Annotated in this window: 14 protein-coding genes and 1 riboswitch; of the genes, 10 read left to right on the top strand and 4 right to left on the bottom strand. The window is 29.5% G+C overall.

Translation table 11 applies throughout. The annotated features are described in order from the left end of the window. Positions 1-5: 5 nt before the first annotated feature. The 8 genes from odhB to RT575_RS12780 all read left to right on the top strand — a co-directional run bounded on the left by odhB (position 6) and on the right by RT575_RS12780 (position 7,163). Complete coding sequence (gene odhB, locus RT575_RS12815; RefSeq protein WP_313581367.1) at positions 6-1,235, top strand: 2-oxoglutarate dehydrogenase complex dihydrolipoyllysine-residue succinyltransferase; 1,230 nt, start codon at positions 6-8, stop codon at positions 1,233-1,235. 112 nt (positions 1,236-1,347) lie between these two features. Continuing rightward, positions 1,348-1,473, top strand: a complete 126-nt coding sequence (locus RT575_RS12810; RefSeq protein ID WP_313581366.1) for a hypothetical protein — start codon at positions 1,348-1,350, stop codon at positions 1,471-1,473. A gap of 58 nt (positions 1,474-1,531) precedes the next feature. Beyond that, positions 1,532-2,113 (top strand): prolipoprotein diacylglyceryl transferase family protein, encoded by a 582-nt coding sequence (locus RT575_RS12805; RefSeq protein WP_313581364.1) that lies wholly within the window; start codon positions 1,532-1,534, stop codon positions 2,111-2,113. A 45-nt stretch (positions 2,114-2,158) separates the two neighbouring features. Next, positions 2,159-2,389, top strand: coding sequence for a hypothetical protein (locus tag RT575_RS12800; RefSeq protein ID WP_313373893.1), 231 nt, complete (start codon positions 2,159-2,161; stop codon positions 2,387-2,389). A gap of 38 nt (positions 2,390-2,427) precedes the next feature. After that, complete coding sequence (locus tag RT575_RS12795; RefSeq protein WP_313581362.1) at positions 2,428-3,831, top strand: radical SAM protein; 1,404 nt, start codon at positions 2,428-2,430, stop codon at positions 3,829-3,831. A 342-nt stretch (positions 3,832-4,173) separates the two neighbouring features. Continuing rightward, complete coding sequence (locus tag RT575_RS12790; protein ID WP_313581360.1) at positions 4,174-4,794, top strand: SGNH/GDSL hydrolase family protein; 621 nt, start codon at positions 4,174-4,176, stop codon at positions 4,792-4,794. A 100-nt stretch (positions 4,795-4,894) separates the two neighbouring features. Further along, a riboswitch (FMN riboswitch) is annotated at positions 4,895-5,023 on the top strand. A gap of 88 nt (positions 5,024-5,111) precedes the next feature. Continuing rightward, entirely contained in the window at positions 5,112-5,777 is a 666-nt protein-coding gene (gene ribB, locus RT575_RS12785; protein WP_313373897.1) for a 3,4-dihydroxy-2-butanone-4-phosphate synthase, read from the top strand. A gap of 132 nt (positions 5,778-5,909) precedes the next feature. Next, positions 5,910-7,163 (top strand): MFS transporter, encoded by a 1,254-nt coding sequence (locus tag RT575_RS12780; protein ID WP_313581358.1) that lies wholly within the window; start codon positions 5,910-5,912, stop codon positions 7,161-7,163. Between the two features lie 63 nt (positions 7,164-7,226). Here the strand turns inward: RT575_RS12780 and RT575_RS12775 are convergent, their stop codons facing one another. Next, positions 7,227-8,063: a GH25 family lysozyme gene (locus tag RT575_RS12775; protein ID WP_313581356.1), complete on the bottom strand. Its 837-nt coding sequence runs from the start codon at positions 8,061-8,063 to the stop codon at positions 7,227-7,229. Positions 8,064-8,154: 91 nt separating this feature from the next. On the opposite strand from RT575_RS12775, the gene menA reads away from it, so the two are divergent. Both menA and RT575_RS12765 read left to right on the top strand, forming a co-directional pair. Then, positions 8,155-9,081: a 1,4-dihydroxy-2-naphthoate octaprenyltransferase gene (gene menA, locus RT575_RS12770; protein ID WP_313581354.1), complete on the top strand. Its 927-nt coding sequence runs from the start codon at positions 8,155-8,157 to the stop codon at positions 9,079-9,081. 19 nt (positions 9,082-9,100) lie between these two features. Next, positions 9,101-9,781 carry a metal-dependent hydrolase gene (locus tag RT575_RS12765; RefSeq protein WP_313385671.1) on the top strand — a complete coding sequence of 227 codons (681 nt, stop codon included), beginning with the start codon at positions 9,101-9,103 and terminating at the stop codon, positions 9,779-9,781. Between the two features lie 60 nt (positions 9,782-9,841). Here RT575_RS12765 and RT575_RS12760 read toward each other — a convergent pair whose 3' ends face one another. The 3 genes from RT575_RS12760 to rlmD are packed head-to-tail and all read right to left on the bottom strand — an operon-like array spanning position 9,842 to position 12,499. Continuing rightward, the gene (locus RT575_RS12760) at positions 9,842-10,504 is read right to left on the bottom strand and encodes a DUF6048 family protein (RefSeq protein ID WP_313581352.1); all 663 of its coding nucleotides are present in this window, start codon (positions 10,502-10,504) and stop codon (positions 9,842-9,844) included. Next, complete coding sequence (locus RT575_RS12755) at positions 10,491-11,063, bottom strand: DUF6452 family protein (RefSeq protein ID WP_313581350.1); 573 nt, start codon at positions 11,061-11,063, stop codon at positions 10,491-10,493. The genes RT575_RS12760 and RT575_RS12755 overlap by 14 nt, the downstream gene beginning before the upstream one ends. Positions 11,064-11,080: 17 nt before the next feature. Next, positions 11,081-12,499: a 23S rRNA (uracil(1939)-C(5))-methyltransferase RlmD gene (rlmD, locus tag RT575_RS12750; protein ID WP_313385676.1), complete on the bottom strand. Its 1,419-nt coding sequence runs from the start codon at positions 12,497-12,499 to the stop codon at positions 11,081-11,083. Positions 12,500-12,696 lie beyond the last annotated feature (197 nt).

Raw genomic sequence — 12,696 nt, 5'->3', positions numbered from 1 at the left:
TAGATATGTTAGAAATGAAAGTCCCATCACCAGGGGAATCAATCACAGAAGTAGAGATCGCTACGTGGTTAGTAAAAGATGGTGATTACGTAGAAAAAGATCAAGCAATAGCAGAGGTAGACTCAGATAAAGCAACATTAGAATTACCAGCGGAAGAAAGTGGAATCATTACTTTAAAAGCTGAAGAAGGTGATGTAGTAGAAGTAGGACAAGTTGTTTGTCTTATCGATACATCAGCTGCTAAACCAGCCGGTGGTGCTAGTGCTCCAGCTGCAGAAGCTCCAAAAGCTGAAGTAAAAGAAGAACCTAAAAAAGAAGAAGCTCCTAAAGCTGCTCCAGCTCCAGCTGCAACTTACGCTACAGGAACTCCATCTCCAGCAGCTAAAAAAGTTTTAGATGAAAAAGGTGTAGATGCTTCTCAAGTTACAGGTACAGGACGTGATGGTCGTATTACTCAGGAAGATGCAGTGCGTTACGCACCTGCAATGGGAACAGCACCTGTTACAGGTAACCGTTCTCAGTCAGAGAAAAAAATGTCTGCTTTACGTCGTAAAGTTGCTCAACGTTTAGTTTCTGTTAAAAATGAAACTGCAATGTTAACAACTTTCAACGAAGTTGATATGTCTGCAATCTTTGCTTTACGTAATGAGTATAAAGATGCTTTCAAAACTAAACATGGAGTTGGTTTAGGATTCATGTCTTTCTTCACAAAAGCTGTGACTCGTGCTTTAGAATTGTACCCTGATGTAAACTCTATGATCGACGGAGATTACCAAGTTAAGTTTGATTACCAAGATATTTCTGTTGCTGTTTCAGGACCAAAAGGTTTAATGGTTCCAGTTGTTCGTAACGCAGAAAATTTAACTTTCCGTGGAGTTGAACAATCTATCAAAGATTTAGCTATTAAAGTACGTGATGGTAAAATTACAGTTGATGAAATGACAGGTGGTACATTTACAATCACTAACGGTGGTGTATTTGGATCTATGATGTCTACTCCAATCATCAACCCACCTCAATCTGGTATCTTAGGAATGCATAATATCGTTGAACGCCCAGTTGTTAAAAATGGACAAATAGTTATTGCTCCAATGATGTATGTTGCATTATCTTATGATCACCGTGTTGTTGATGGACGTGAGTCTGTTGGGTTCTTAGTAGCTGTTAAAGAAGCAGTAGAAGATCCATTAAATTTATTAATGGGAGGTGATGCTAAAAAAGCTTTAGAATTATAATTAGATATTCTAACTATCAATAAATGAAAAGCCATTCGTAAGAATGGCTTTTTCTATTTTATGAAGTTTGATTTATTATATAAATGTTTTAAATTAGTAAAAACTTAAATTTGTGGAAATACAATTTCCTGTTACTGTAGACCTATTTGGACATCACCTATTAATACATCCAATATTAGAGTCTATTGGTATTTTTATAGCAATGAGATATTATGCTTTTTTAAGAAAAAAAACATAAATCTACATTAACAACTTTTCAATCTCTTAATATTATTATAGGAGCTCTTGTAGGAGCATTGTTAGGTTCTAAAATAATAGGAACATTAGAAAATCCTCAGGCTTTTTTTGAATCAAAAAATCAATTGTTATTTTTTTGGACGAGTAATACTATTATTGGTGGATTATTTTTTGGATTAATAGGAGTTGAATTAACAAAAAAAATAATAGGCTATAAAGAAAGTACAGGAGATTTAATTGCTTTTCCTCTTATCATTGCTATAATAATAGGTAGAATAGGTTGTTTTTTAACAGGTATTTACGAACAAACTTATGGTTTACCAACTTCCTCTATTTTTGGAATGCATTTAGGAGATGAGTATTTAAGACATCCTGTTGCTTTATATGAAATATTTTTTTTAATTATTTTACTAATTATTCTAAAAATTATCAAAAAAAAATATAATTACCCTTCTGGATTTATTTTTCAACTTTTTATGTTCGGTTATTTTAGTTTTAGATTTTTATTAGATTTCATAAAACCTAAAGTAAATGTTTTCTTTTGTTTAAGTACTATCCAAATAACATGTTTAATAATAGTTATTTATTATATTTATAAATTATTGAATAACTGTTCTTTAATTTATAAAAAAGATAAATAAAAGTGTAAATTGTTATAATATATTAAATTTAAAAAAAATGATGATATGTTTGGAACAATATTTTTGGAAGTAGGAGGTTTAAATGGATTAATTTATGTAATCATTGCAATTGTTTTTGCAATAGCTATTATTTCAGGAGCTGTAATAACATTAATAACATTTATTTTTAATACTTTTTCAGATATTAAAAAAACTTCTAAATATTATCTACAAGTTTTTGCTATAAGTGGTTTAATAGCACTTATTGTATCAGGAATGATTTGTGGTTCCATGTAATTCTACATACTATTTTTTATTTACAAAACTAACCAATTATGCCAATTAGAGATTATACTTATTACGATTATACAATTAGCCTTTGTCCTGAATGTTTAAAGCGTGTTGGAGCTAAAATAATTATAGAGAATGAAAATGTTTTTATGACAAAACGTTGTCCTGATCATGGTTTTTTTAAGACGAAAATTGCTTCTGACGTAAATTATTATAAGAATATAAGAAATTATAACAAAGCATCAGAAATGCCTCTTCATTTCGGGACAGATGTAAATTATGGTTGTCCTTATGATTGTGGATTATGTATAGATCACGAACAACATAGTTGTTTATCTATTGTAGAAGTTACAGATCGTTGTAATTTAACATGTACTACTTGCTATGCTATGTCTTCACCTCATTATGGTTCTCATCGTAGCCTAAAGCAGATAGAAGCAATGTTTGATACCATAGTTCGGAATGAAGGTGAACCAGATGTAGTTCAAATAAGTGGTGGAGAACCAACAATTCATCCTAATTTTTTTGAAATATTAGATATTGCAAAATCAAAACCAATAAAACATTTAATGCTCAATACCAATGGAATCAGAATTGCTAATGATCCTGGTTTTGCAGAACAATTAGCAACCTATGCTCCAGAATTTGAAATTTATTTACAATTCGATTCTTTTAAACCTGAAGTTCTCGAAGATTTCCGAGGCAAAGATTTAACAGATATTCGTATCAAAGCTTTAGAAAAATTAAATGAATTAAATCTTTCTACAACATTGGTTGTTGTATTGCAAAAAGATAAAAATATTGATGAAATAGGAAAAATAATTGAATTTGCCTTACAACAAAAATGTGTTCGTGGAATAACTTTTCAGCCTGTAGAAATAGCAGGAAGAAATAGAGAAGATTCATTACATGAGAAAATTACATTAACAGAAGTTCGTCAAGAAATTCTTAATCAATATTCACTTTTAAATGCGGATGATATTATTCCAGTACCATGTAATCCTGATGCATTAGCTATGGGATATATTCTAAAACTTGATAAAGAAATAATTCCTTTAACACGTTACATAAATCCTGCAGATTTATTGAATAATGAATCAAAAAATACAATTGTTTATGAACAAGATGAAGGACTGAAAATGCAATTATTGGATATTTTTAGTACAGGAATTTCTGTTGATAAAGTTCAACCCAAAATAGACCAACTGTTATGTTGTTTGCCAGGGGTTTGTGCTCCTAATCTAGAATATGATAATCTATTTCGAATAATTATTATGAATTTTATGGATGCACACGATTTTGATGTTCGCGCAGTAAAAAAGTCTTGTGTTCATATTGTAGATAAAGATTTGAAATTAATTCCTTTCGAAACAATGAATTTATTTTACAGAGACGATAAAAAACAATATTTAGAAGAGCTAAGAAAAGAGGATAAAGTATTATTTTAATGATTGAATAATACGCAACAATTATGTTGCTCTTTTCCCGAGTTCATCCTTCAAAGTATCTAGCAAAAGCAACATTTTATCATGGTTGCTTTTACTAGCTAATCAGTTCTGTGTTTAAATACTATTTTTTCGGAGGTTTACAATTTTTTATCCCGCAAAAAGGATAGAAGAGGAAATCCTTTTTTGATTGTATGAGTTTCATTTTTATTAAATTACCAATCAAAAAAGATTGTATCGTATAGCCTGTTCCGAAGGATTTGCCCAAAAAAGTAAATTCATATAAAATCAACAATTATAAATTGTTTTCTTTACCTTTATTATGATTTAAAAATAAGATAGGGAATGACAAACTTTTTGTTTTTTGGTGATAGTATCACTTATGGAGAATATGATGGTGTTTTGGGAGGTTATGTAGATTATTTGAAAAGATTTTCTCATGCAGAATATCACAACAACAAAGCACAAGAAGTAAATTGTTTTAATCTTGGGATAGGAGGTGAAACAACTGTTGGTTTACTTAAACGATTTGAGGTTGAAGTACAAGCAAGATTATCACCAGATGAAAATGAAATTTTCTTTTTTTATGGTGCAAATGATTTAGCAATAAAAAAAGGAGTAGAAATGCTTACTTTACCAGATTTTGAAAAAAATATTTCTCAGGCAATTCAATTAGCGAAAAAGTATACGGATAAAGTAAATGTAATTAGTATAATTCCTATTTCTGAGAAATTAGATGGAATACCAACTGCTGCAGGAACTTTACGAACTACAGAAAAAATTGAATTATTTAATACTTCATTAAAAAATATTACAACAGAACATTCAGTTAATTTTATTAATATCTATTCACTTTTTAATACCAATAAGGAAGAGTTAATATCGAATGACGGAGTTCATCCTAATGAGAATGGCTATGAACTAATAGCAGAAAATATAAAACCAATTATTGAGAAATATTTGTAAAATTATTTTAAGTGATTATAAATAATTAGTACAATTTGCGTAAATTTGTATAGGAAAGTTTATAATAATTTTTAATAATAATTATAAAATAATCAAACGAAATTTTCTTCGGGGCAAGGTGAAATTCCTTACCGGCGGTTATAGTCCGCGACTCTATTAATTAATTTTAATGGACTGATTTGGTGAAATTCCAATACCGACAGTATAGTCTGGATGAGAGAAGAAAAGAAATTAAACACAATTTAGTACAAAGATGAATCTTTAAGTACTTTATTGTGTTTGCCCTGAAGTGATGTTTCATTAAAACAATAAATAAAATGAAAACAATCACAGAATTTGGCGTAACAGCCAACGAACGTATTGCAAGAGCAATAACTGATTTACAAGCCGGAAAAGGAATTCTTTTAATTGATGATGAAAATCGAGAAAACGAAGGAGATATAATTTTTCCAGCTTCAACAATTACTTCGCCTGATATGGCATTATTAATTCGAGAATGTAGTGGTATTGTATGTTTGTGTTTGACACAAGAAAAAGCAATACAATTAGATTTACAACCAATGGTTAAAGATAATAGTTCTAAATTTCACACAGCTTTTACAGTAACTATTGAAGCAAAAGAAGGTGTTACAACTGGTGTTTCTGCTGCCGATCGTGTACAAACTATAAAAACAGCAATAAATGCAAATGCAAAACCAGCTGATTTGAATCGTCCTGGACATGTTTTTCCTTTGATTGCAAAACAAAATGGAGTATTAGAAAGACGTGGTCATACTGAAGGAAGTATTGATATTGTGAAGCTTGCAGGTTTAGGAAATGAAGCTGTTTTATGTGAGTTAACAAATCCTGATGGAACAATGTCTCGAGTTCCAGAAATTATTGAATTTGCTGAAAAACATGGAATGACAGTGCTTACGATAGAAGATATAGCTGAGTACAGAAATCAAATAGAGAATGAGCAATTAGTAGAGGAATTCGCTTAGTTAAAAAAAAATAATTTATTATAAACTTTCAAGAATCTTCGGGGTGAAAATCTTCGAAGATTTTTTTTGAGTTAAACATTTATTTAAAAAAAAAATCAATGTAAATTTAAAACTTCAAAAATCTATTATAAATTGAGTAATAAAGAACAAATACCATCCGTATGGAAAAATAAAGAATTTATTCCATTCATATTTTTAAGGTTTTCATTAATTTTTGCCTTATTCATTCAAAGTACTTCAGTTGCTTATGAAATATTTAAAGTAACACAAAAAGAAATTTTTTTAGGATTAATTGGTTTAGCAGAGTTTTTACCAATATTATTTACAGCATTTTACGCAGGACAATTAGTTGATCGTTTAGATAAACGAATGATTTTAGTACGTAGTACAGGTTGTTTTATGATAGCATCATTTGTATTAATGCTTGTTAATTTTCCATCAGTTCGAGATGCAATTGGTATACCAGTTTATTTAGGGGTTTGTTATTTTTCTTTCTTCATTCTTGGTTTAACAAGAGCCTTTGAAGGACCAGCGCTTTTTGCATTGTTAGCATTAGTTGTTAGAAAAGAAAATTATACAAAAGCTATTCCTATCTCATCTTCTGCATTTATGATAGGATCTGTACTTGGTCCGTTAGCAGGTGGAGTTTTATTAGCAAAGTTGGGTATAGAAATAACATTGATGACAGCATTTGCAATAATGTGTATTTCTATGGTAATGATATTAATGATATCTAAAAAACCAGCTGATTTATCCGAATCATCTTCTTTAGAGTCTCCTATGACAAGAATTAAAGAAGGATTAAAATTTATTTGGGCTACACCAATTATATTGGCTGTACTTAGTTTGGATATGTTTGCTGTATTTTTTGGTGGAGCAGAATCTTTATTACCAGCATTTGTTGAAAAAGTATTAAACCAAGGTTCAGAAACATTTGGATTATTACGCTCTGCACATGGGATAGGATCTTTGATTATGTTACTTCTTTTATCTTCATTTCCTGCTATTCTAAGAGGGAATGTTGGTCCTAAATTATTAATAGCTGTAGCTATGTTTGGGGTATGCATTATTTCTTTTGGGTTAAGTAGAAGTGTCTATTTATGTTTTGCCATATTATTATTTGGAGGAGCTTTTGATGCTATTTCTATGGTTATTAGACAAAGTATATTACAATTAAAAACACCAGAGAATTTAAAGGGTCGTGTATCTTCTGTAAATTCTATTTTTGTTAGTTCTTCTAATGAATTAGGGGCATTGGAAAGTGGTGTTGCAGCAACGTTCTTAGGTTTAGTTCCTGGAATTGTTTTTGGAGGAATAATGACTATAGTTACTGTTATAGCAATTTCGTTGTTTATAAAACCAATTCGTAAGGTAATATTAAATTAATTGACTCTTAATAATTTCATATAAAACGATAAAAGTTTGCCTAATAGGCAAACTTTTATCGTTTTATAACGTTAGATTTTCTAAATCATCAACTGTACCATTGTAAATATTCACATCAACTTTATACTTTTTTACACCTTCAATAGAAGCCTTTTCTGTGAATTGCCAAAAATTCCAATGACCTTTCATTTTTTCTGTCCAAAAATTATAATTAGCAATCCAGATTAGATGTCCATCAAAATGCTTTTGTAAATAATCTTCGTAATATTTATCTGAAGTATATATTATCGGTTTTACATGATAATGCTCTTCTACAATTCTACACCAATTTTTTACTCCTTCAATTAATTTTTCCATAGATTGAGTTCTTGGAATATGTTCAATATCTACTACAGGTGGTAAATCACCTTTTTCTAGGTGAACTTTTCGTATAAAATTCTGAGCTTGTAAAGTAGAATTTTCATCTGGTCTATAAAAATGATAAGCACCTCTCAGAATTTCTGTTTCTTTAATGGCATTCCAATTTTCTTCAAATCTTTCATCTATTGCAGCGGTTCCCATTGTAGAGCGAATAAATGCAAATTGTATGGGATATAACTCATAAATAGTATGCATTTTCGACCAGTCAATTTTACCTTGATAATGAGAAACATCTATTCCGAATGTTTTTAGATAATAATTGTCCATGACTTCGATATTTCGAATATCATATTTTGTAACTTTATCGTCAGTTAGTTTTTCTCCTTTAACTGTTTTTTCTACAATTTTGTAATAATAGTGTATTCCATGTCTGTAGCGGTATGTAAAATATAAAAAAATAAATAGGATGATACCAATTATATAGCTAGAAAATTTTATTTGCTTGTATAAAGGTATTTTTTTAGATTTTTTTTTAGGCATTTTCGGTAGTTGAATTATAGATATAATTTATACAATATTACTTTAAATTTCGATGATATAAAAAAAGAAATCTTCATTATATTTGTTCATTATGAAAAAATGGATTTTAGCCGCAAGGCTTCGCACATTACCTCTTTCTTTGAGTGGATTATTATTGGCAGGATTTATTGCTAAGTCTGAAGGTATTTTTCGAAATGATATATTTCTTTTATCTCTATTAACAACATTGGCTTTTCAGGTATTATCTAATTTTGCGAATGATTATGGAGATGCAGTAAAGGGAACTGATGCAAATAGAATAGGAGAGAAAAGAACTGTAGCTTCTGGTTTGATAACACAAAATCAAATGAAAACCGCTATAACAATTATGGTTATTATTTCTTTAGCTTGTATTGCAGCCTTATTATATGTTGCTTTTTATCCTTATGATATGAAATACATTTATATTTTTCTTGGATTAGGTTTAGCTTCTATATTTGCAGCAATGGCTTATACAATGGGTAAAAAACCTTATGGATATATAGGTTTAGGAGATATTTTTGTTTTTTTATTTTTTGGAATTTTAGCTGTTTCTGGAGGAGAATTTTTATATTCTAAAGTTTTCCAATGGCAAATATTATTACCAGCAGCTTCTATGGGATGTTGGAGTGTAGCAGTTCTTAATCTAAATAATATGAGAGATATTAAGAATGATATTAAGAACAATAAAATTACAATAGCATCAAAATTAGGGTTTCAAAAAAGTAAATATTATCAAATGACTTTGATGACTTTACCATTTGTTTTTAGTGCATTGTATGTTACAATGTCACCATTAAAATCAGGAAAGTTATCTGGTTTTGTATTTTTAATTTTAATCTTTTTTGCAAATGCTATTCGTCGTCAGATTTTTGCTGTAAAAGATCCAAAGGATTTTGATCCATTTTTAAAACAAGTATCAATGTTAGCCTTATTTTTTGCTGTATTATTAGGATATAGTTTAATTGGTTTTGATTTTATTGATGCTTTAATTCGTTAGTTAAAAAAAATTATAAGAAATGAGAATACAATATTTAGGACATGCTTCTTTATCAATAGAAGCAAATGGGAAACATATCATTGTTGATCCTTTTATTACTCCAAATGAATTAGCAAGTCATATTGATTTTGAATCTTTAGAAGCTGATTACATCGTTATAACACATGCTCATCAAGATCACGTATATGATGTAGAAGCTTTAGCTAAAAGAACAGGAGCAAAAATTATATCAAATGCTGAAATAGCAAGTTATTATGGAGCAAAAGGTTTCGAGGCACATGGAATGAATACAGGAGGTAAATTTTCTTTTGAATTTGGTTCTATACAATCTACAATAGCTTTTCATTCTAGTTCATTTGCTGATGGTACTTATGGTGGGGATCCTAATGGATACATTATAGAAAGTGAAGGAAAAAGAGTTTATATTGCTGGAGACACAGCGTTAACTTATGAAATGAAATTGATTCCTGATACAATAGGACAATTAGATTTAGCAATTTTACCAATTGGTGATAATTTTACAATGGGAGCAAAAAGTGCTTCTATTGCAGCTGAATTTGTTCAAGCAACAAAAGTATTAGGTTATCATTATGATACATTTCCTCCTATAAAAATAGATAAATCGGAAGCGAAATCTATTTTCTTTAATCGTAATATTCAATTAGTTTTATTGGATATAGGTGAAGATTTAGCTGTTTAATCAATTAGATTTAATAATATAAAAAAAGGCTATTTTCATTACTGAAATAGCCTTTTTTAATTATTTTATTTTGTAAGATATTCCCCAAAAAACAGGTAAATTAAATGGTCCGTTTGTTTTCCCATAACCAGGAATTACAAGAGGATCAATATTATCATCTTTTTTACCCCCTAAATAGGCTGCAGGATGTAGGGACATTTCTCCATAAAAACCTTTGAAAATTTCTACTCTAGCACCTAAAACAACTTCTAACCAGAAAGCATCTAAATTAATTTTTGGTCTTGAGCCAGTTTCTCCTGTTAATTCGTTAGATTGTAAATCTCTTATGGGATAACTATTGATAGTTTGATTGTATTTTGTGTATGCTATACGACCACCAATATATATACCATTTGAATGATTTTCTACGTCTTGAGTAATAAACCAGTTTGCTCCAATTTTACCTGTAAAGCCATCTACATCAACATTCCAATTTATTTCATTAAAAATGTTTTTTTCATAGCCAGCTTCAGCAACTAAATGCCATTTATTGTTTATTTGATAAGATAGAAAAGTGTTGAAACCTTTTTTGTCTTTAAATGCACCAATAATGGGATTAAATAAGTCTACTCCTATAAAAATATCATGATATTTTTTTTTAGGAATAGAATCAGTAACTGCAATTTTACTTGAATCTGTTTTTTCTAATTTTTCTTGTGCATTTGCAAAATTAATTGCGAGCATTAGTGAAAAGCTTAATAATAGGTGTCGAACCATCTTTTATTTCGGTATTTACAGTTTCTATACTTTTTATCCAATTTCCTTCTCCGTTAGTTTTTCCAGAAACTAGAGAGACTTTTACGCCATGAAATGTTAGTCCAAATCCACATGCTTTAGAAGTATAAGCGTTTCCAAGACTTTCATATTCTAAAATTAATCGATCACGTTTTGCAAGTATTGTTACATCTGCATCATTTTCATCTTTAACTGTACGGTCTGGTCCTTGAGCAATAGTATAGAAGACTTTTTTAGCATCATTTTTCGTAACTCCCATACCAAAACTAGACTTTTCACTAACAAATCCATTATCAATTTGTACTGTATCTGTTCCATTGAGTATGTAAGCCCAGTAATAAATAGAATCTTCTAGTTTTACATCTGTTCCAGAATAGTACATATCAGCTACTAATCGAGGCACTTGCCCTTCGTCTGTACAAATATCATCATCCTCACAACTATATAATATAAATGAACCTATAATTGCAATGATTGCTAATGATAATATGGATTGTAATTTTTTCATTTTTATTCGATAGGAATTTAAATTCGCTCTAAAAGTACAATATTTTCTACATGGTGTGTTTGTGGAAACATATCAACAGGTTGAATTTTAACAATTTTATAGTTTTCTTTCATTAATTCTAAATCTCGAGCTTGAGTAGCAGAATTACAAGAAACATAAACAATACGTTTAGGATTCATGAATAGAATATTCTCAACTACTTTTTTATGCATTCCATCTCTTGGAGGATCAGTAATCAAAACATCTGGGATTCCATGTTCGTTGATGAAGTCTTGATTTAGAACATCTTTCATATCGCCACAGTAGAAATCACAATTCTCTATATTATTGAATTTAGCCGCTGCTTTTGCCGCATCGATTGCTTCTTGTACAGATTCAACACCAACTACTTTTTTTGCTTTTTTAGAAACAAATTGTGCAATCGTACCAGTTCCTGTATATAAATCATATACTAATTCATTTCCTGTCAATCCTGCAAAATCACGAGTTAATTTATATAATTCGTAAGCTTGTTCTGGATTTGTCTGATAAAATGATTTTGGTCCAATTTTAAAATTCAAATCTTCCATTTTTTCCATGATATGATCATCACCAGAAAAAACTTTTATATCTAAATCATAAACTGAATCATTTTGTTTTGGATTGATAGCATATAATAAAGATGTAATTTCAGGAAATTTATCTTTTAAGTTTTGTAGAAATGCAATACGATTTTCTTCTTCTTCTCTAAAAAACTGAACTAAAACCATAACTTGACCATTTTGGGAAGTACGAATCATTAATGTTCTTAATAATCCTTCTTGGTTTTTAAGATCAAAGAAATCTAAATTATTTTCTAAAGCATAACGTTTAGCTTCATTACGAATAGCATTTGAAGGGTCACGTTGTAAATGACATTTAGTTACATCCAATACTTTAGACCAAGCACCAGGAATATGAAAACCAACAACATCTCTATCATTAAAATCTTTTCCAGAGTTAATTTCATCTAAAGTTAACCAACGAGCATTAGAGAATGTAAATTCTAATTTATTACGGTAGAAATATTGTTCTTTTGAACCTAAAATAGGAATAATTTCCTCTGCTAAATCTTTGAATCCTCCTATACGAACTAAATTATTAACAACTTCTTCATGTTTGAATTTAAGTTGTGCATCATAGCTCATGTCTTGCCATTTACATCCTCCACAAACACCAAAATGTTCACACTCTGCATCTACTCGGTAAGGAGATTTTGTATGTATTTCTATTGCTTGACCTTCTAAATAGCTACTTTTTTTCTTTAAAACATGTACATCTACAATATCTCCAGGAATAGCACCTTTGATTAAAACTGTTTTTCCTTCTTCTGTTTTACCTACAGATACGCCTTTCGCACCCGCTCGTAGAACTTCTATATTATTTAATATGATCTTTTGCTTTACTTTTCTTGACATTTTGCAAAGGTAAGAAAGTCATTGCAATATTCCATTTTTTTTATGATTCTACTCTTTTTTAAGAATTAAAGTTAATTTTTATTTATAAATTTGAGCATAAATTCTATCGATTCTATAGATTAATAGTTATTGTGAAATACATTAACAAATTGATATAGAATTGTTGTTATTATAAAAAGTTTTGAATCATATTTAAT

The sequence above is a fragment of the Chishuiella sp. genome, from assembly GCF_032109125.1.
Classification (GTDB): Bacteria; Bacteroidota; Bacteroidia; order Flavobacteriales; family Weeksellaceae; genus Empedobacter.
This window is presented reverse-complemented; position numbering and strand designations above follow the sequence as displayed.

Bases quoted from the DNA above. Each gene is read 5' to 3' on its own strand.
- odhB (WP_313581367.1), top strand. From the start codon at position 6: ATGTTAGAAATGAAAGTCCCATCACCAGGGGAATCAATCACAGAAGTA.
- RT575_RS12800 (WP_313373893.1), top strand. From the start codon at position 2,159: ATGTTTGGAACAATATTTTTGGAAGTAGGAGGTTTAAATGGATTAATT.
- RT575_RS12795 (WP_313581362.1), top strand. From the start codon at position 2,428: ATGCCAATTAGAGATTATACTTATTACGATTATACAATTAGCCTTTGT.
- RT575_RS12790 (WP_313581360.1), top strand. From the start codon at position 4,174: ATGACAAACTTTTTGTTTTTTGGTGATAGTATCACTTATGGAGAATAT.
- ribB (WP_313373897.1), top strand. From the start codon at position 5,112: ATGAAAACAATCACAGAATTTGGCGTAACAGCCAACGAACGTATTGCA.
- RT575_RS12775 (WP_313581356.1), bottom strand. From the start codon at position 8,063: ATGCCTAAAAAAAAATCTAAAAAAATACCTTTATACAAGCAAATAAAA.
- menA (WP_313581354.1), top strand. From the start codon at position 8,155: ATGAAAAAATGGATTTTAGCCGCAAGGCTTCGCACATTACCTCTTTCT.
- RT575_RS12765 (WP_313385671.1), top strand. From the start codon at position 9,101: ATGAGAATACAATATTTAGGACATGCTTCTTTATCAATAGAAGCAAAT.
- RT575_RS12760 (WP_313581352.1), bottom strand. From the start codon at position 10,504: ATGCTCGCAATTAATTTTGCAAATGCACAAGAAAAATTAGAAAAAACA.
- RT575_RS12755 (WP_313581350.1), bottom strand. From the start codon at position 11,063: ATGAAAAAATTACAATCCATATTATCATTAGCAATCATTGCAATTATA.
- rlmD (WP_313385676.1), bottom strand. From the start codon at position 12,499: ATGTCAAGAAAAGTAAAGCAAAAGATCATATTAAATAATATAGAAGTT.